Consider the following 19,014-nt stretch of genomic DNA (forward strand, 5'->3'; position numbering starts at 1 on the left):
CCCCGCACAGGGGCGACGCGTGAAGCACGCTAACGTAACGCGGATGCCAGCGCAACCCCAAATCACACCCCCAGCGTCGCAGACAAAAACCCCTTCAAACCACAACTTTCGCCGAACGCCCCCGCCTGGCCGTCGCAGACGACAACCCCCCGACCAATTCAAAATACTCCTCCTCAAGAAACGGCTCCGCATGCTCAAGCAAAAACCGCCTGAACATGACACAAGTCGGCGACAACTGCTTGGAAGCCAGATGCACGATCTGCCACGTACGCTCAACGGGCGTCCCGTTCACATCGAGCAACGCAATCTCCCCCGTCCGCAATTCAAGCCCAAGCGTATGCAATGAAATCAGGCTCACCCCCATCCCGGCCATCACAGCCTGCTTGATAGTCTCATTGCTCCCAAGCGTCACACACCGCGAAGGTGTAAAAAGATGCTGCCGAAACGTATGCTCGGCCACCGCCCGCGTCCCCGACCCCGGCTCACGCAACAAAAACGTATCCCCCGCCAGTTCCTGTAAATCAAACCGCCGCGCATCGCGCAAAGGATGCGTAACCGGCGCAATGATCACATGCGGATGATAAGCAAGCGGCTCAGCCGTCGTCCCCAACTCAGGCGGCGGCCTGCCCATGATCGCGAGATCCGTCGCGTTGTCCTGCAAGAGCCGCAACAACGTCTCGCGATTGCCGACAGAAAAATGCACATCCACCTTCGGATACTGCTTCGAATACCGCGCGAGCAGCTTGGGCGCGAAGTAAGTCGCCGAACTCACGATGCTGACCGTGATCGACCCGCTATCCGCCTGCGCCAGCGAAATCATCGTGTCTTCCGCATCCTTGATCTCGCCGAGAATCCGGCTCGCGTGATGCGACAGACGCTCGCCCGCTTCCGTCAGACTGAGGCGCCGCGCGATCCGCTCGAACAGCGGCATGCCGATCGCTTCCTCCAGTTGCCGAATCTGCATCGATACGGCCGGCTGCGTCAGATGCAGTTCTTCCGCCGCACGCGCAAAACTCGGCAGCCGGCTCGCGATCACGAAAATCTGCAGTTGCCTGAGCGTCAGCGAGCGGATCAGGTTCATGTGGCAATGTCCATGGGCGTGACAAGGGGCGGCAGGCGCCCGCCGCCACGCAGCGATATCGACCGGTTCAGCGGCTCGCGCGCGGTCCGGCAGGCGGTGCCGCAGGCGACGTCGGCGTGCCGTGCGCAGGCGGCGACAGCTTGCGCAGCGAGCCTTCGTAGCTCAACGACTCCGTCTTCAACGGATGCGCGAAATCGTCGTTGTCGCCGGGTACATCGGTACGCAGCAAGGACACGCCGCCCGGCACGCCGTCGGCGAGCACGAACGTGTAACGCTTGCTCGTGAACTTCGGAAAGCGCTGCGCGTTCGGATCGTGCAGATACGGCTGGATCACGATCTTGCGCGCCTTCACAGGCTTGCCGTCGACCTGTATGGTGGCGTCCGTAATGGCCGGCGACGCCGCGAGCGCCAGCCGCACGCGCTGCTGGAAATAGCGCCGCTGGCCGCCCGTCGCCTGCTCCATCCCCGCGATATCGCGCTCGAGAAAATACAGGATTACCGGATTGCACGGCAGGTTGTCCGGCAACTGCACCTTGCCGCTCGCATCGCTGACGGTGGCGTCGCCGTTCGCATTGCCCGCACTCGCGACGAGTACGCGGACCCTGTCCGTCTGCTTCTCAGGCGGCGCGGAAACGACAAGCGAATAGTCGAGCTCGGTCTGCGACGCGACACCCTGCAAATGCGGCGTGAGAAACAGCAGTTTCTCGGCGGGCGCGATGGGCGTGGCGGGTGCGCCAGGTGCGCTCGGGCCGCTCGCTGCGCTGGCGGCATCGGCTGCGCGCGCCGCGTGCGGCGAGTTCAGCCACAACACGAGCGCCGCCACCGCGGCCACGCCACGCATCGCGAACGCACGCGTGCCAAGCCGTGCGTCCGCTGCCGAAGCGCCCGTCATTTCGGCGCATCCGACGCAACGGGCGCGCTCGCGAGCGGCAAGAGCGGCACTTCATAGCTGGCGAGAATCTTGTCGATCGTGTCCTGATGGGTTGCGATCCACTGGTCGATCTTGTCGTGCCACGCCTTCTCGCCGTAGCGCACGCCCATCGAGATTTCATAATCGAAACGGATGCCCGGCTGCGGCGGGAACGGCACGAGCTTCACGCGATCGCTGGCCTGCTTCGCGAAGTAGCCCGCAATCGGTCCCCAGACGAACACCACGTCGACATTGCCCTGCGCCAGATCGTGCTGGATCATCTCGCCCGGAAACGCATTCGGGTCGCCGCTTTGCGCGCGATACGACACGGCCTGGTCGATCAGGTTGTTGTTCAGCAACCAGTCGACGGCGGGTGTCTGCGAGAAAATGCCGAGCTTCAGCTTTTTCAGCTGATCGGGCGGCAGCTTCAACAGATCGGCGGGTGCGTTGATGTTCGCGAACTCGGGGCGCTTGATGAACACCATCGCGTAAGTGGAATGCAGCCACGGTCGCGTCGTCGACGTCATGTCGTAACCATGCGGCACGCCGATGATCAGGTCGCATTTGAACTGATCGCTGTTGTCCACCTTGTCGCGCAACGTATGGCGCACGAAGCCCATGCGCTGCGGGAAGTACGTGTATTCGAGCTTGTAGCCGAAATCTTTGGCCATCGCGGCCGCGATCTTGTTCTCGAAGCCCTCGCCCTTGTCGTTCGACAGCGGCATGTTGTTCGGATCGGCGCACACCCGCAGCACCTTGTCCGCGCCGTCGTTGTTCGGCAGATTCGGCGCAGGTGCGCCTTGCGCCCGGGCGGACGGCCCGCCGGCGCATGCCCAGCACAGCGCCAGCATCGCACACACGGCATGGACGGCGGAACTTCTGCGATCGGTCATCGAGGTCTCCCGGGTTGGCGTCATGCGACTGGCGGCGCGATGCGATGCATGGCATCGCGGCACGTCATGCTCATCGCACGACTTTATCGTCACTTCGCATCGATCGCCTGCAGATCGCCGGGCTTGATCGAGCCGTCGGATCGGCCCTTCAGGTAGGCGAAGAGGTTCTCCCAGTTCTTCTGCATCATCTGGCTCGAACTGAAATCGGGCATGCCTTTGTCGACACGTCCGCCGAACACCGTACGATGAAACTCGTTCTTGTCGAGCGTCTTGAACGCATCGATCAGCGACGGACCGACAAGGCCTTCCTGCTTCGCGCCGTGGCAGCGTTCGCAGGCGAGCGCGCGCCAGGTTTTCCACCCCATCAGCGTATCGCTGTCGACCTTGTTGCCGTCGACCACCTTATACGCAACCTTCTGGGCCTGGGGAGGCGCGTCAGACGATTGTCCCCAGCTATTGCTCATGACAACAGGTAAAGCGCTCAACGCCAGTAACGCGCCTGCAAGCGACAGCACAACACGGCCTTTCATGCGTTCGTCTCCCTAATCATTTCGATTGAAGCTGCTGTTCATGCACAACCGGACCGCCGTGCGGCGCATCGCATCTGCAACGTGCCGCACGCCACTTCTGTTCGGAGCCGAAGACCGCGTACGGGCGTCTCCGGCTACGTCACTGCTGCTACGTCACTGCTGCTGCGAAACTGCTGTTGAAAACCGCGGCAACGCTTCAGGCCGTATCAGCCGTTCCCGCCCGGAATGGCGAAGATGAACAGCGTGCCGCCGAGCGCGGTGTACTTCGCCAGCTCGCGATAGCCGCCCACGGCGCCGAGGCCTTCCGTCGACTTCTGCAGGCCGGCTGCCATGCCGATGCCCGCCCAGCCGCCGATGCCCGAATACACGCCGACGAACTGCTTGCCCTGATACTGATACGTAAAGACGTTGCCGATGATCCCCGACGGCGTCTTGAACTTCCACAGTTCCTTGCCGTCCTTGATCCGCACTGCCTTGATGTAGCCTTCCAGCGTGCCGTAGAAGACGATGCCGCCTGCCGTCGCCAGCGCGCCCGACCACACCGAGAAACGTTCCGGCTTGGACCAGACGATCTTGCCCTTCGAAGCATCCCACGCGATGAAGTTACCCATCGCGCCCTTTTCGTTCGGACCGGGAAACATCGACAGCGTCGCGCCCACATACGGCTGGCCGGACACGTAGTCGACATCGAACGGCTCGTAGTCCATGCAGACGTGGTTGGTCGGCACGAGGAACAGGTTCGACGATGGATCGAACGCGGCCGGCTGTTGATCCTTCGAACCCAACGCCGCCGGGCAGATGCCCTTGACGTTGTGATCGGGACCGGCTTTCTGCGTCGAGTACGAGGCGTTACGAATCGGCAGGCCGCTCTTCAGATCGACGCTGTCCGCCCAGTTCACGGCCGGGTCGTACTTCTGCGCGACCAGCAGTTCGCCCGTCTCGCGGTTCAGCGTATAGCCGAAGCCGTTGCGGTCGAAGTGAACGATGGCAGGCGTCTTCTTGCCGTTGATCGAAATGTCGGAGAGGATCATTTCGTTGACGCCGTCATAGTCCCATTCGTCGTGCGGCGTCATCTGATAGACCCACTTCGCCTTGCCCGTATTCAGGTCGCGCGCGAAGATCGACATCGACCACTTGTTGTCGCCGGGACGCTGCGTCGGGTTCCACGTGCCCGGATTGCCCGTGCCGTAGTAGACAAGGTTCAGCTTCGGGTCCCACGCATACCAGCCCCACGTGGTGCCGCCGCCTAGCTTCCACTGATCGCCCTTCCAGCTCTTGATCGACGAATCCGCGCCGACGGGCTGCATCTTGCCGTCTGCCCAGGTCATCGTCTGTTGCGGGTCGAGCAGCATCTCGTTGTCGGGCCCGGTGCTATAGGCCTTCCACGCTTCCTTGCCCGTCTTGATGTCGTACGCGATCAGACGGCCGCGCACGCCGAACTCGCCGCCGGAGATGCCCGTCAGCACCTTGTCGCCGAATACGTGCGGCGCATTGGTGTTGGTTTCACCCGCTTTCGGATCGCCGTTCTGCGCGCTCCAGACCACTTCGCCCGTCTTCGCGTTGAGCGCGACGAGCTTGGTGTCGGCCTGTTGCAGGAAGATCTTGCCGTCGCCGTAGGCGAGCCCGCGGTTCACGGTATCGCAGCACATCACGGAGATCACCGATGCGTCCTGCTTCGGCTCGTATTGCCAGATGAAGGTCTGGTCCTTCAGGTTGATTGCGATGACCTTGTTGGGAAACGGCGAGTGGATATACATCGTGTCGCCGATCACGAGAGGCGAACCTTCGTGACCACGCAACACGCCCGTCGACATCGTCCAGGCGACCTGCAGTTTGCCGACGTTACTTTCGTTGATCTGCTTGAGCGTGCTGTACCGGTGATTGGAATAATCACCTGCTTGCGCCGCCCAGTTAGATGGGTTCTTGATTAGCGAGTCCAGCTGCGGATCGGCATAAGCCAGGAACGAGTTCAGCGCCGTCGCAACCAACACCGCCAGTCCGAGAACCAGGGTGCGTACGTTCATGTCTCCTCCAGATGGGTGATACTGGTTGAATCCGTCCAGTTACCGATGACACGCTACCGGGTCGCTCCAGCCGCGCCGCTGGATGCAGGTAACGTCTTTGCTGCGCCGGATCCATTGCCCGGCCCATGCGTATGACGGCGGATCGCATATTCCATGCCGGTCGCTACAGCACGCGCTGACACGCCGCTGCGCGGCGCCGCGGCGTCAACATGTTCCGCTTCGCCGCGTGCGGCGGGACATTCTGTGTCAGATACGCAAACCATCGGACCGCGCCCGGTGCGCGCACGCAGTCAGGCGGCATTCGGGCTTTGCAAAGCACGCAGGGGCACTAAGCTCTTCATATCAGCAACCATTCGACACCAGCGGAGGTCCGTCATGGCACAAAGCGAACACGTGTATTCCGACGAGGAAATCCAGAAGAAGCTCGAAGGCCCATTGCAGCACTGGTATCTCGAAGAGGGCTGGCTGCGGCGCAAGTACCGCACGGAAAGCTGGAAAGGCACGCTGATGGTGGTCAACACGGTCGGCCATCTTGCCGAAGCGGCGTGGCATCACCCGGATCTGACGGTCTCGTATGCGTTCGTCGTCGTGAAGCTGAAGACGCATTCCGCCAAGGGCATCACCGACAAGGACTTCGCGCTCGCGCGCAAGATCGAAGAAGTGATCGGGTGGCAGCCGGGCAAGGAAGGCGGCCCGCTGGAAGGCACGCCTGCCGACGATCAGCGCTTCCGCTACATCAAGTACGACGCGCCGAAGAGCTGACGCCGTTCGCGCGAAGGCCCGGGCCTCGACCGCGCGGCGAGATTGGCTGATCGCGCGCCGGGTCGCGCGTGGTACGGCTCTTGCCTGACTCCGGAACCGCGCCGCTGCGGCGGCTCCGCGCGGGCTTGTGCCGTTTTATCCGTGCGGCTCGATCGCCGCCCCACGCCCATACGACTCGACAAGGAAGCTCTCGCATGCGGATGTCATCCGAACGCACGTCGACACTGCCTGCCATCTCGGCGATCGCCGTTGAAGCGCCCGGCCGGCTCCACATGGGCTTTCTCGATCCCGGCGGATCGCTTGGACGCGCGTTCGGCAGCGTCGGCGTGGTCATCGAAGGATGCGGCACGCGCGTCACCGCGCGGCCCGCCGACGACGCGCAGATCGAAGGCGCCACCACGGCAGAGCAACGCGAGCGCATCGAGCGCTATCTCGCGCTGCTGCGCGACGCCTATGGCGGGCCGCCCGTTTCCGTCCAGCTCGAACAGGCAGCGCGCGCGCATTGCGGGATCGGCTCGGGCACCCAGCTCGCGCTCGCGGTCGGCACCGCGTATGCGCAGCTCGTGGGGATTTCGGCGACGACGGCCGAACTCGCGCAACGCCTCGGACGCGGTGCGCGCTCCGGCATCGGCGTGCTCGGTTTCGATCATGGCGGGTTGCTCGTCGACGGCGGGCCGGGACGTACCATAGCGGGCACAGCAACGCGCGCCGCCTTGCCGCCGCTGCTCGCGCGCCAGCCATTTCCCGACGACTGGCGCATCGTGCTGATCGACGACACCACGCGCGAAGGCCTGCACGGCGACGACGAAAAGCGCGGCCTCGCCGCCCTGCCGCCCTTCCCGCAGACACTCGCCGCACACGTCTGCCATCAGCTGTTGATGCGCGTGCTGCCCGGCATGGCGCAAGGCGACTTCGACGCGTTCGCCGCCGGCGTCAGCGAAGTTCAGCAATCCATCGGCGAATACTTCGCGCCCGTGCAAGGCGGCGTCTATTCCAGCCCCGCCGTCGCGGCGGCCTTGCAGGCCATCGCGGCGAACCAGACAGCGGGTGTCGGGCAGAGCTCGTGGGGCCCGACGGGCTTCGCGTTCGTGCAGAGCTCGCGCCACGCCGACGACGCGCTCGCGGCAGCCCGAGCGGCGACGCGCGAACACCCCGGCATCGTGTGCTCGGTGACGCGCGGCCGCAACTGCGGCGCGCGCTTCTATGCCGTCCAGCAGCCGCGCTTCGGCGCCAACGCCCAATGAGCCGGATGCCCGCAATCCGCCGACCGATCGAACGCAACCGTACTCGACACCGGTCGCGCAAGCCCCGCTTTTGACTACGAACGAGCCGACGCCATGTCACAAACCACTGAAAGGCCCTACATCCTGCACATGTTCACGCCGACGCCGCAGATGAGCCCGTTCGACGTCAACATGGCCGCCGACGCCGGTTATCAGATCGTCGTGCCGTATTGCGACGTCGACGTGCGCAACGTCGTGCAACTGACCCAGGACGCGATCTTTTCGCGCGGGCCGAAAGGCGTGTCGCGCACGGGCATTTTTATCGGCGGGCGCGATGTGATGCTCGCCGCCGACATGCTCGACCGCGCGCGCGAAGCCATGGTGCCGCCGTTCGAAGTCTCCGTGTTCGCCGACCCGAGCGGCGCATATACGACGTCCGGGGCGCTCGTCGCGCTGGTCGAGTGTCACCTGAAGGCGCAACACGGCGAAGAGCTGAAGGACAAGCACGTGCTGATACTCGGCGGCACGGGCGCCGTGGGCCGCATCACGGCCGCCATCGCGGCGACGCTCGGCGCGCATGTGACCATCGCGAGCCATTCCGACGCCGCGCGCGCCGAACGCGCGAGCCATGACGTCGACGAACGGTTCGGCATCAAGACCTCGGGCGCCGGCACGGGCACGCCGCAGACGCTGCATGCCGCGCTCGCCCGCGCGGACATCGTGTTCGCGACGGCGGCGGCGGGCATCCAGGTGATGAGCGCCGCCGATCTCGCGCAGGCGCCGCGCCTGCTGATCGCCGCCGACGTCAACGCCGTGCCGCCGGAAGGCATCGCGGGCGTCAACGTGATGGACGACGGCAAGCCGCTGGCAGGCGCCGCGCGGCCCGATGCAATCGGCATCGGCGCGCTGGCAATCGGCAATGTGAAGTATCAGGTCGAGCATCGCCTGTTCACGCGGATGCGCACGGCGGGCAAGCCTGCGTATTTCGGCTTCACGGAAGCGTTCGACGAAGCGCGCGCGGTCGTCGCCGAGCGCAACTAGCACGCGGCCGCACGAGCGAAACGAGGCGACGCGATGCCCTTCCATGGAGCCGGTTCCGCCCATACCCGCGCACGCGTTTCGACGTCCTCGCCGTTCATCGCAGTGACAGGCCTGTCGGCGCGCATGCTCGCGCAATCCGCCGCGCATGCCGGTTACCAGGTGGCCGCGCTCGATCTGTTCGGCGACCGCGACACGCGCCGTTACGCGAAGCTGTGGCTCGATACGGGCGGCAGCGGCTTGTCCATCGACGGGGACAAGCTACAGGCTGCGCTCGAACGCGTCGTGCGGCTGCCCAGGCTGATCGGCTACGTGGCTGGCAGCGGAATGGAGCCGCACATCGGCTGGCTGCAGCAGACGGCGAGACTGCCGCGCCTGATCGGCAACGACGCCGACGCGACAGCGGCCGTGCGCGATCCGAAGCGCTTTTTCTCGTTGCTCGATGAACTGCGCATCGCGCATCCCGAGGTGGCCTTCGTGCGGCCCGAGCGGCCCGAAGGCTGGCTGCACAAAGCCGCCGACGGCTGCGGCGGCACGCATATCCGTCCAGCGGAGCAAGCGGATGCGCGCGACGGCTACTTTCAGCGCATAAGCGACGGACTGCCGATGTCGGCGCTCTTTCTCGCCGCGCAGCACGAAGCGTTCGTGATCGGCTACGCGGAGCAGCTTTGCGTGACGGGCGGCACGCTGCCGTATCTGCATGCGGGTTCGCTCGGCCCCGTCGATCTGCCTGCGGGCATCGCGCGGCAGATCGATTCCGCTGTACGCTCGATCGCCGCGCGCGCGAATCTGAGCGGACTCAACAGCCTCGATTTTCTGCTCGACGGCGATGCGATCCGCGTGCTCGAAGTCAACGCGCGGCCGTCGTCGACGATGGCGCTGTACGAGCGCGCGTGGCGCGACGCGTGGCCGCGCGGATTGCTCGCCGCGCATATCGACGCGTGCCTGCATGGCCGCCTGCCGCCCGCGCGCGCGGGGGCGCCGCAGTGCCGCGTCGCGCAACAGGTCGTGTTCGCGCCCGCCGCCTTCACGGTGACGCGCCGCTTCAGCGATGCCCTGTTCGTCGATCCCGTCTGTCACGACGTGCCGAACCCCGGCACGCGCATCGAAGCCGGCCAGCCCGTTTGCACGGTGCTCGTGACGGGCTCGATATCGGGTGGGCGCGCCGCCCTGCAACGCGAGCTGCAACACCAGACGCAACGCCTTCTGCAACGCATCGAAACCCGCTCCGAACCCTGCCATGAACTCGTCGACTCACACGGCTGACCCTGGTGGCAACCCGCCGCCCATCCCCCGCGACGCGCCCAGCGTCAACGCGCTCGCCGCGCCGCTGGTCGCGCACCTGCTGGCGGACGCGGCGCGGCTGCGCATCGCGGCGTCGCGCCATCCGTTCGGGCCGACCATCGTCGATGCGGGCGTCGCGATGCCCGGCTGCATCGAGGCGGGCGTGACGATCGCGCGCATCTGCATGGGCGGCCTCGGCCGCATCGAGACGCGCGTCAGCGCCGAGCACGAGCCGCTCTGGCCCGCGATGATCGAAGTGCATACGGCGTCGCCCGTGCTCGCCTGCCTCGGCAGCCAGTACGCGGGCTGGAGCCTGTCCGCGAGCAAGGAACAGAACAACGGCAAGAAGTTCTTTTCGCTGGGCTCGGGACCGGCGCGCGCGCTGGCCGGCAAGGAGACGCTGTTCGACCAGCTCGGCTATCGCGACGCGCATGACGCAGGCGTACTGGTGATGGAGGTCGGCCAGCCGCCGCCGCAAGCGGTACTCGAAAAGATCGTCGGCGACTGCGGCCTTGCGCCCGGCAAGCTGACCGTGATCGTCACGCCGACGCAGTCTGTCGCCGGGACGGTACAGGTCGTCGCGCGCGTGGTCGAGGTCGCGCTGCACAAGTCGCATGTGCTCGGCGTGCCGCTCGGCGACATCGTCGAAGCGAGCGGCACGGCGCCGCTGCCGCCGCCCGCGCCCGATGGCCTCGCCGCGATGGGCCGCACCAACGACGCGATCCTCTACGGCGGTCGCGTGCATTTGACTGTGACGCGCGACGCCGTCGCGCGGCGGCTGGCGGCCGAGTTGCCGTCGTCGAATTCGCGCGATTACGGGCGGCCATTCGCCGAGATTTTCGCGTCGTTCAATTACGACTTCTATCAGATCGACCCGTCGCTGTTCGCACCCGCCGAGGTGTGGGTCAGCAGCCTCGAAAGCGGCACGACGTATCGCGGCGGACGGCTCGACGGCGCGTTGCTGCATGCGCTCTGGCAAGGCGACGCGTTCGTTGCGGGCGAAGATCCGGCGGCCGGCGATCCGGCGGCCGGCGATTCCGCTGCCGAACCCGGCACGCCGGGCATCACCAGTCCGGGGGCGCCATGAGCGACGCATCCGCGGCAAGCGGCCTGCGCGTCGCGATCATGACGGACGAAACCGGCTGGCACACGGGTCGGCTCAAGAAAGCGTTCCGCGCGCGCGGCGTCGATGCGCGCTGCGTCGATCTCGCGACTTGCCGCATCGACACGTCGTGGTCGCCGTCTGGCCTCGCCATTCCGGGCTTCGCGCGCGACCTGCCCGACGCCGTGTTCGTGCGCGGCATCGCGGGCGGCACGTTCGAGCAGGTCACGCTGCGCCTCGGCATTCTGCACGCGCTGCGCGAGTGCGGCGTGCCCGTCTACAACGACGCGCGCGCCATCGAGCGCAGCGTCGACAAATCGATGACGAGCTTTCTGCTGCATCGCGCGGGCGTGCCGACGCCGCCCGCGTGGGCGACGGAATCAGCGGCCTTCGCGCAGCGCGTGCTGATGCGCGAGACAGCGGCCGCGCGCCGGGTCGTGATCAAGCCGCTGTTCGGCTCGCAGGGCAAGGGCTTGCGGCGGCTCGGCGCGAACGCGTCGAACGGCGCATTGACGCCGCTGCCGCCGCTGCGCAGTTATAGCGAGGTCGCGTATCTGCAGCGCTTCGTCGGCAGTGCGCGCGCGCGGCCCGGTAGCTACGACTGGCGCGTGCTCGTGATCGGCTCACGCGCGGTTGCTGCGATGCGGCGAACGGGCGGTCGCGGCTGGATTCACAACGTCGCGCGCGGCGCGCGCTGCGAGCCTGCCGCGCTGGACCCTGCGCTCGCGAGTCTCGCCGAGCGCGCGACAGCCGCGCTCGGGCTCGATTACGCGGGCGTCGACCTGATTCCCGACCTGTCGATGCCGGGCGAAACAGGCGTGCCGCTGGTGCTCGAAGTAAACGGCGTCGCGGCATGGCGCGGGCTGCAATCGGTGACGACCGTCGATATCGCCGCGGCGCTGGTCGACGATCTGCTCGACCGCAAGCTCGCGGCCAGCCGCGCTACGACACTGCCGCTGCCCGCCGTGCCGCTCCATGGACGCTGATGATCTGCTCGGCCGCGCCCGCGCCGCCTTTCTGCTAGCGTGCCGGCTCGATGTCGAAACGGCGAAGCCGGGCAATGTCAGCATCGCGAGCGCGGGACACGGGATGCAGGCGGCGCAGTTCATCGACAGCGCCGAGGCCGCCGCGCCCGCGCTGTTCGCGCGCGGCGCGCGCGTCGGCGAGCGCATTCTCGATGCCGTGACGCGCACGCAGCGCGTCGCAGGATGCAATACGAACCTGGGCATCGTGCTGCTGGTCGCGCCGCTTGCCGCCGCGCTGGAACCCTTGAACGCAGCAGTATCGACTGCAAGTCCACTGGACGCCGCGCGCTGGCAGACATCCGTTGAAAGCGTGCTGTCGCGCCTCGACGTCGACGACGCCCGCGCTGCCTATCGCGCGATCTCGCTCGCCAATCCAGGCGGACTGGGCGACGCCCCCGAGCAGTCGGTGCATGCGCCGCCCACCGTCGGTCTGCGCGAGGCGATGTCGCTGGCCGCCGAACGCGACAGCATCGCGCGTCAATACGCGGACGGTTTCGCCGGCATCTTCGGCACGGGCCTCGACGCGGTCGCGAAATCGCACTGCAGCACGACGACGGGTATCACACTTGACGTCTTTCTCACCTTCCTCGGCGCGTGGCCCGATTCGCACATACTGCGCAAGCATGGCGCGCCCGTGGCGCAAAGTGTCACGCGCGAGGCGCGCGAACGTCATGTGCAATGGCGCGGCGAACACGCCGCCCGGCTCGATGGATGGGACGCCGAACTGAAGGCGCAAGGCGTCAACCCAGGCACGAGCGCCGATCTGAGCGTCGCAACGCTGTTCGCCGCCGCGCTGCTCGACCCTTCGCGCTTCATGAGCGAGCGTCCCTGAGTTCGATTGGCATGGTTCCTGTTACACGGGAACGCGGTGCGTCCCCCTCAAACAACGCGCGGTTGGTCGCCACGCGTCGCGAGTTCGTCACACGTCGACAGACCCAATTCACTGGAGGAACAGCATGGCCAAGATCAACCGCGTAATGGTAGGCGAGTCGCTTATCGGCGAGGGCAATGAAGTTGCCCACATCGATCTGATCATCGGGCCGCGAGGCTCGGCAGCCGAATCGGCTTTCTGCCACGCGCTCACCAACAACAAGGACGGCTTCACGTCGCTGCTCGCAGTCGTTGCGCCGAATCTGCTGACCAAGCCCAACACCGTGATGTTCAACAAGGTGACGATCAAGGGCGCGAAGCAGGCGGTGCAGATGTTCGGTCCGGCGCAGCATGCCGTGGCGCTCGCCGTCGCGGATTGCGTCGAAGACGGCACGATTCCGAAGGACGAAGCCGACGACCTGTTCGTCTGTGTCGGCGTCTTCATCCACTGGGAAGCCGACGACGACAAGAAGATCCAGGAGTTCAACTACAAGGCCACACGTGAGGCACTGCAGCGCGCGGTAGCGGGCGAGCCGAGCGCCGCCGACGTCGTGTCGAAGAAGGCCTCGGCTGCACACCCGTTTGCGCCGAACTAGGCGCGCCTTATGCATGACACGCAGTGTCGCGCGCGCAACGCGCGGCGGGCCGCGAAGGTCTGCCGCGCGTTGCGCCGCACGTGTTGCTTCGATCTTCGATGGATGCAGAACCCTACGCTAAAGGCTTCCACATGACCTCACGTTGTCGCGCGCGCCTCGCCGTCGCGGCGTTCGCGTGCGTTGCAGTGCTTCCGCTCTCCGCGCTGGCAGCCGATCCTGCCGCCCCCGCCAGCGGCTACGACTATCCGACACAAGGCCGCGTCGAATACGTGCTCGGCTGCATGGACGACAACGGCCATGATTTCGCCAACGTCTACAAGTGCTCGTGCGTCATCGACAAGATTGCGGCCGCCCTGCCATATGACGACTACGTCGAGCAGATGACGTTCGCGAAATACGCGACGCTCGGCGGCGAAGGCGGCAATGAATTCCGCGTCGACCGGGCGCGGGCGCAGACCAGGAAGTATCGTGCGTTGCAGCAAGAGGCATATCAGGCGTGCGGGCTCGCGAAGGCAACGCCATCCGCGGCGAAATAGGGCAACTGCGGGGCCTGATGCGAGGCCTGCTGCGGCTGCGCTGACGACGTGCCCGTCTAATGCCGACGGACACGCCGGGTATACGCGTGCATCACTCAACGCGCTCGCGCTGCCGTTCGATGATCACACCGACGGCGGCGACATCGTCGAACTTTGCGGGTTTGCACAACTTGACGCGTACCCACTGAGCGCCGAACCTGTCGATCAACAGCCGGGCGATCTGCTCAGCCAGCGCTTCGAGAAGCTGCACCTTGTGTGTCGCAAGCAGCGTGTGCAGCTCGGCGCGCACGGCCGCGTAATTGATCGTGTCGTCGATCCGGTCCGTCTCGCACGCGCGCAGCGACGGCACGCCGATCGCGAGATCCAGTTGCACGGGCTGGCGCTCGTGCAGTTCAGCCGCATCGATGCCGATCACCGTCTGCGCGACGAAGCCCTCGATATACACGATATCGAGCGCGGCGCCGCGCTGCGGCGGCTCTGCCGGCTCATGCGCAGGCCGCGCGCTGGACGGCAACACGACAGTGAAATGGATGGGACTGCTGCCCGGGTTGAAACGGTCCATGTAGGGGCTCCACATTGAGGCGCGCGAGCGGCGCATCGGTTTTTACGGCAATCTGTCGATGCGAAGCAAAAAGCAGGCGCACTCGCCCACACTCGTACGACTATTTATTGATGTATCGCGACACGAGTTGTACAGTGTTTGCTGAGTGCCCTGGAACAGATTCAAACCACATATCGGCAGTTCTTTCACGCGCGCGAGAGACGCGCGGCACATCGGGAAACACACGGGGAAACACTTACATACAGCGCAGGCCGGGCCCATCGGCAACTGGATGGACACCGAGCCGAACGCATCGGAGACGCCCCTAATGTCATCGCTCGTTGACATCGATTCGCATGTCCGGGATGTACTGAACATCGTCAACAACCAGCCCGCCTCGTGTTCGATGAGCCATTCCGTCGCGCAGTCGTGGACGCGTTGCCTGGTCGATTTCGGCCTGGACCCCGGACGGTTCGTGCTGCCCCCCGTGCTGACACAGCACGAGCTAAACGTGCGGCGCGAGGCGGCGGGCGATCTGATCGCCTGCTCGAAGCTGGAAATGACTACGCTCTACCAGCAACTCGCCGACCCCGAACTCGCGGTGATACTCGTCGATGCCAACGGTGTGATCGTTCATCAGGTGTCGTCGGTGCCGTTCGGCGAGGCCGTGGCCGCCGACGGCCTGCGCCCCGGCGCCGTGTGGAGCGAGCGCGAAGCGGGTACGAACGGCATGGGCACGTGCCTGACGGAGCGCGAATGTCTGGCGATCTATCAGCATGAGCATTTCTATCCGCGCTATACGTCCCTCACCTGCTCGGCGGCGCCCATCTTCGACGAACGCGGCGCGATAGTCGGCGTGCTCGACGTGACGAGCCGCTCGCGGATGCTGCAGCAGCATTCGCTCGTGCTGGTCGGCATGTCGCGGCAGATGATCGAGAACCGGCTGATCGACTCGCGCTACCGGCGCGCCAACACGGTCCACTTCCATAGCCGCCCCGAATTCGTCGGCACGCTGCACGCGGGCAAGCTCGCTGTCGACGACGACGGCATCGTGCTCGCCGCCAATCGCAGCGCGCTGTTCCAGCTCGACCTTCGCTCGCCCGACCAGCTGTGCGGCAAGCGCATCGAAGAAGCGTTCAGCGCGACGCTCGAAGACATGATTGCGCGCAGCATTCGCGGCTCGTTCCATCCGATCACCGTGTACAGCGCGCACGCCAGCAACCGCTTCTTCGTGATCGCGCAGACGCCGCGCGACGCGACCTCGTTCGGCAACGCGAATCACGTGGCAACGAGCGCGCGCGGACAGTGGAGCGACGTATCGATCAACCGCAGTATCACTGCGCGCGCCAAAAGCGCGCGCGAGACGCGCGACGCGAAACCGGCGGCCGGGCTCGACAAGCTGTCGCATCTGGAATTCGGCGATCCGCGCATGGCTGCGCAGAGCCAGCTGGCCGCACGTGTGATCCAGCGGAAAATCCCGATCATTCTCAGAGGCCAGACGGGCACGGGCAAGGAAGTGTTCGCGAACGCGCTGCATAGCATCAGTCCCAACGCGGCGGGCGCATTCGTCGCGGTGAATTGCGCGTCGCTGCCGGAGACGCTGATCGAAAGCGAGCTGTTCGGCTATCGTGCGGGCGCGTTCACGGGCGCGCAGCGCGAAGGACGGCGCGGCAAGATCGTGCAGGCGAACAACGGCACGCTGTTTCTCGATGAAATCGGCGACATGCCGATGGCCCTGCAGGCGCGGCTGTTACGCGTGATCGAGGAACGCGAGGTGACGCCGCTCGGCGCCGAAACCACCATCAAGGTCGATTTCCAGCTGATCAGCGCGAGCCACCGCAATCTGCTCGATCTCGTGCAGCGCGGCCTGTTCCGCGAAGACCTGTACTACCGGCTCAACGGCATCGAGATCAACCTGCCGCCGCTGTGCGAGCGCGCCGATCTGTTGCCGCTCGTGCAGCACATACTCGAAAGCGAATCGGAAGACCCGCCCGAACTCAGCGCCGAAGCGCGGCAGGCGCTCGCGAACTACGCGTGGCCCGGCAACATCCGGCAGTTGCGGCACGTATTGCAGATGGCGATCGCGCTGTGCGACGGACCGGAGATACGCTGCGCGCATCTGCCGGCGGAGATCGTCGATGAAATGCGCGGCGCGGGCGGCGCACCCGCGCGCGCTTCGGCGGCGGGACCGTTGGCGCAACAGGCAAACGCAGGAGCCGTGCCGTTCGAAGACGAGGCTGATCTGTCCGCCCTCAACGCGATCCAGATCAAGGAGCGCGAAACGGTGCTCGCGATGCTCGACGAGCACCGCTGGAACGTGAGCAACGTTGCGAAGACGCTCGGCATCAGCCGCAACACCTTGTACCGGAAGATGCACAGACTGCACATCCGGCTGTCGCACGACGCCTCGCAGGCGTCCGTCGACGACGCGTGCGGCAAGTGACTCACAGATGATCCGTACATGACCCGCGTATGAGCGCACCGTCGCCCGCCCGCCGCCCTGGCGTGTTTCGCCCCGACGCGCGCTTCGCGTGGTGCATCACGGGCTCGGGACACATGCTGGAAGAATCGATCGACATCGCGCTCGCGCTGCCGGGCGCCGATCTGTTTCTGTCCGCTGCCGGCGAGGAAGTGTTACCGCTTTACGGTTGGCCCGTGCCCAGGCTGCGCGAGCATTTTCGCGTGATGCGCGACAACAGCGCGAGCAGCGTGCCTGTCGGCATGCTCTACGAGGGCCTCTATCACACTGTCGTGATTGCGCCTGCGACCAGCAACACGGTTGCCAAATGCGCCTTCGGCATCTCCGACACGCTGCCGACCAATCTTTATGCTCAGGCAGGCAAGCAATGCGTGCCCGGCATCGTTTTCGCGTGCGACACCGAGCCGAGCGTCATCACGCAGAGCCCGCACGAGTGGGTCGAAGTGCGTCCGCGCGCGATCGAGCTGGAGAATGTCGAGCGGCTTGCGCGCATCGAATACACGACCGTTGCGCGCTCGCTCGACGAACTGCGCGCGGCATTGAGCGAACGGCTGTCGAACCTCGGGCTTGCATGGAACACATCGTCTTCCTGACTGGCAGGCTTGCCGAAAAAAGCGTCGTGCAGGTACTGGAGGGCATGACGAACGCGCCATTCACGTGGGAGGTGCGCGAGATCGGCTTGCAGGTTGCCGCGCTGATGACGGCCGACATGATCCGCCGGCGTGTGCCTTTGCCGCTGCGCGCGGACCGGATGATCGTGCCGGGGCGCTGTCGCGGTGATCTTCTGGCGTTGAGCGAGCATTTCGGCTTGCCCGTCGAGCGTGGTCCGGAGGAGGCGAAGGATTTGCCGCTGCATTTCGGGCAGGCCGCGCGGAAGTTCGATCTGTCGCGTTACTCGACGGAGATTTTTGCGGAGATCGTCGATGCGCCGAGACTCGATCTCGATGGAATCGCTGCGCGGGCGAGGCATTATGCGGAGCAAGGCGCGGATGTGATTGACGTGGGCTGTCTGCCTGATACGCCTTTTCCGCATCTCGAGGATGCTGTGCGGATGCTGAAGGATGGCGGCTATCGCGTGAGCGTGGATTCGATGGTGACGGATGAGCTTCTGCGCGGCGGGCGCGCGGGGGCCGATTATCTGATGAGTCTCAACGTGGACACGTTGTGGGTTGCTGACGAAGTATCGTCGACACCGGTTGTGGTTGCGCGCGAGCCGCATGACATGGCTTCGTTGCATCAGGCGATTGATGCGCTCGTTGCGCGTGGCAAGCCGTTTCTGGCCGATCCTATTCTTGATCCGATTCCGTTTGGCTTTGCTGCTTCTATCGCGCGGTATGTCGCATTGCGGGAGCGGTATGCCGATGTTGCCATCATGCTTGGTGTTGGAAATCTTACCGAGCTGACGGAAGCTGATACGAGTGGCATTAATGCGGTGCTGCTCGGTATTGCTGCTGAGTTGCGCGTTTCTGCTGTGCTGACCACTTCCGTTAGCCTGCATGCGCGGCGTGCCGTGCGTGAGGCTGACGTTGCACGGCGTGTCATGCATGCGGCTTATGAGGCGCAGGTGCTGCCTAAAGGTATCGATTCTGATTTGTCTGCTTTACATGCCAGGCGGCCTTTTCCCTATGACGCTGATGAGATCGCTGCGTTTGCCGCACAGGTGCGGGATCCTAATTTTCGTGTTCAGGTCACGACGGATGGGATTCATGTTTATAACCGCGATGTGCATGTCGTTGAAGGGGATCCGTTTGATTTGTTTCCGCATCTGAAGCTTCAGGATGATGGCGGGCATGCGTTTTATATGGGCGTGCAGACGGCACGGGCGGAGATCGCCTGGCGGCTGGGGAAGAGGTTTGATCAGGATCAGGCGCTGGATTGGGGGTGTCAGGTGGAACGGGCTGTTGAAGACCTCCAGGTCTGGTGTGCCCCTGGCACGACGAAGTTGAAAGGGTCTGAATAGCGGGTGCTGGGGGGGGTTGTTTGGCTGCGTTTGCCTATGCGGTGGCATCCGTGAACTGGCTTTGCGCTGGCATCCGCGATTTGGCTTTGCGCTGGCATCCGCGATTTGTTAGCGTGCTTCATGCGTCGCCCCTGTGCGGGGCGGCACCTACTTTTCTTTG

General features: G+C 65.2%; 18 protein-coding genes. 12 read left to right on the forward strand and 6 right to left on the reverse strand.

Going from position 1 to position 19,014, the window contains the following annotated elements; genetic code table 11:
• Positions 1–94 precede the first annotated feature (94 nt).
• From KFO72_RS36285 to KFO72_RS36305, 5 genes are all read right to left on the reverse strand, one after another.
• The gene (locus KFO72_RS36285) at positions 95–1,081 is read right to left on the reverse strand and encodes a LysR family transcriptional regulator (RefSeq protein ID WP_060607689.1); all 987 of its coding nucleotides are present in this window, start codon (positions 1,079–1,081) and stop codon (positions 95–97) included.
• 67 nt (positions 1,082–1,148) lie between these two features.
• Positions 1,149–1,973: a hypothetical protein gene (locus KFO72_RS36290; protein WP_225034111.1), complete on the reverse strand. Its 825-nt coding sequence runs from the start codon at positions 1,971–1,973 to the stop codon at positions 1,149–1,151.
• A complete protein-coding gene (locus tag KFO72_RS36295) occupies positions 1,970–2,884 on the reverse strand; it encodes a substrate-binding domain-containing protein (protein WP_054931985.1) in 915 nt (304 codons plus the stop codon). Before KFO72_RS36295 ends, KFO72_RS36290 begins: the two co-directional genes overlap by 4 nt.
• Before the next feature lie 89 nt (positions 2,885–2,973).
• A complete protein-coding gene (locus KFO72_RS36300; RefSeq protein ID WP_060607681.1) occupies positions 2,974–3,414 on the reverse strand; it encodes a c-type cytochrome in 441 nt (146 codons plus the stop codon).
• A 206-nt stretch (positions 3,415–3,620) separates the two neighbouring features.
• A complete protein-coding gene (locus KFO72_RS36305) occupies positions 3,621–5,438 on the reverse strand; it encodes a methanol/ethanol family PQQ-dependent dehydrogenase (protein ID WP_054931983.1) in 1,818 nt (605 codons plus the stop codon).
• A 375-nt stretch (positions 5,439–5,813) separates the two neighbouring features.
• Here KFO72_RS36305 and KFO72_RS36310 point away from each other — a divergent pair, with 375 nt between their 5' ends.
• The 9 genes from KFO72_RS36310 (at position 5,814) to KFO72_RS36350 (ending at position 13,874) form a co-directional block, all read left to right on the forward strand.
• On the forward strand, positions 5,814–6,200 hold the full coding sequence (locus KFO72_RS36310; protein WP_060607679.1) for a 4a-hydroxytetrahydrobiopterin dehydratase: 387 nt from the start codon (positions 5,814–5,816) through the stop codon (positions 6,198–6,200).
• 194 nt (positions 6,201–6,394) lie between these two features.
• Positions 6,395–7,444, forward strand: a complete 1,050-nt coding sequence (locus KFO72_RS36315) for a beta-ribofuranosylaminobenzene 5'-phosphate synthase family protein (protein ID WP_225034112.1) — start codon at positions 6,395–6,397, stop codon at positions 7,442–7,444.
• Between the two features lie 93 nt (positions 7,445–7,537).
• Positions 7,538–8,464 carry an NAD(P)-dependent methylenetetrahydromethanopterin dehydrogenase gene (locus KFO72_RS36320; RefSeq protein ID WP_035995254.1) on the forward strand — a complete coding sequence of 309 codons (927 nt, stop codon included), beginning with the start codon at positions 7,538–7,540 and terminating at the stop codon, positions 8,462–8,464.
• Positions 8,465–8,497: 33 nt separating this feature from the next.
• Positions 8,498–9,727 carry an ATP-grasp domain-containing protein gene (locus tag KFO72_RS36325; RefSeq protein WP_176054045.1) on the forward strand — a complete coding sequence of 410 codons (1,230 nt, stop codon included), beginning with the start codon at positions 8,498–8,500 and terminating at the stop codon, positions 9,725–9,727.
• Positions 9,702–10,832 carry a methenyltetrahydromethanopterin cyclohydrolase gene (mch, locus tag KFO72_RS36330; protein ID WP_225034113.1) on the forward strand — a complete coding sequence of 377 codons (1,131 nt, stop codon included), beginning with the start codon at positions 9,702–9,704 and terminating at the stop codon, positions 10,830–10,832. Before KFO72_RS36325 ends, mch begins: the two co-directional genes overlap by 26 nt.
• The gene (locus KFO72_RS36335; protein WP_060607665.1) at positions 10,829–11,833 is read left to right on the forward strand and encodes an ATP-grasp domain-containing protein; all 1,005 of its coding nucleotides are present in this window, start codon (positions 10,829–10,831) and stop codon (positions 11,831–11,833) included. Before mch ends, KFO72_RS36335 begins: the two co-directional genes overlap by 4 nt.
• Positions 11,823–12,704 carry a triphosphoribosyl-dephospho-CoA synthase gene (locus tag KFO72_RS36340; protein WP_225034114.1) on the forward strand — a complete coding sequence of 294 codons (882 nt, stop codon included), beginning with the start codon at positions 11,823–11,825 and terminating at the stop codon, positions 12,702–12,704. The genes KFO72_RS36335 and KFO72_RS36340 overlap by 11 nt, the downstream gene beginning before the upstream one ends.
• Positions 12,705–12,828: 124 nt before the next feature.
• The gene (gene fae / locus KFO72_RS36345) at positions 12,829–13,338 is read left to right on the forward strand and encodes a formaldehyde-activating enzyme (protein ID WP_054931976.1); all 510 of its coding nucleotides are present in this window, start codon (positions 12,829–12,831) and stop codon (positions 13,336–13,338) included.
• A 131-nt stretch (positions 13,339–13,469) separates the two neighbouring features.
• Complete coding sequence (locus tag KFO72_RS36350; RefSeq protein ID WP_054931978.1) at positions 13,470–13,874, forward strand: hypothetical protein; 405 nt, start codon at positions 13,470–13,472, stop codon at positions 13,872–13,874.
• Positions 13,875–13,965: 91 nt separating this feature from the next.
• On the opposite strand, the gene KFO72_RS36355 is transcribed toward KFO72_RS36350, so the two are convergent.
• Positions 13,966–14,436, reverse strand: coding sequence for a dihydroneopterin aldolase (locus KFO72_RS36355; RefSeq protein WP_060610383.1), 471 nt, complete (start codon positions 14,434–14,436; stop codon positions 13,966–13,968).
• A gap of 307 nt (positions 14,437–14,743) precedes the next feature.
• Here KFO72_RS36355 and KFO72_RS36360 point away from each other — a divergent pair, with 307 nt between their 5' ends.
• From KFO72_RS36360 to KFO72_RS36370, 3 genes are read left to right on the forward strand one after another with little or no spacing between them, the layout of a single operon-like run.
• Complete coding sequence (locus tag KFO72_RS36360) at positions 14,744–16,858, forward strand: sigma-54-dependent Fis family transcriptional regulator (RefSeq protein ID WP_176054050.1); 2,115 nt, start codon at positions 14,744–14,746, stop codon at positions 16,856–16,858.
• Positions 16,859–16,887: 29 nt separating this feature from the next.
• Positions 16,888–17,487, forward strand: a complete 600-nt coding sequence (locus KFO72_RS36365) for a flavoprotein (protein ID WP_060607654.1) — start codon at positions 16,888–16,890, stop codon at positions 17,485–17,487.
• Complete coding sequence (locus KFO72_RS36370; protein WP_225034115.1) at positions 17,466–18,854, forward strand: DUF6513 domain-containing protein; 1,389 nt, start codon at positions 17,466–17,468, stop codon at positions 18,852–18,854. The genes KFO72_RS36365 and KFO72_RS36370 overlap by 22 nt, the downstream gene beginning before the upstream one ends.
• Positions 18,855–19,014 lie beyond the last annotated feature (160 nt).

Source organism: Paraburkholderia sp. XV (assembly GCF_020177535.1).
GTDB classification, from domain to species: domain Bacteria; phylum Pseudomonadota; class Gammaproteobacteria; order Burkholderiales; family Burkholderiaceae; genus Paraburkholderia; species Paraburkholderia caribensis.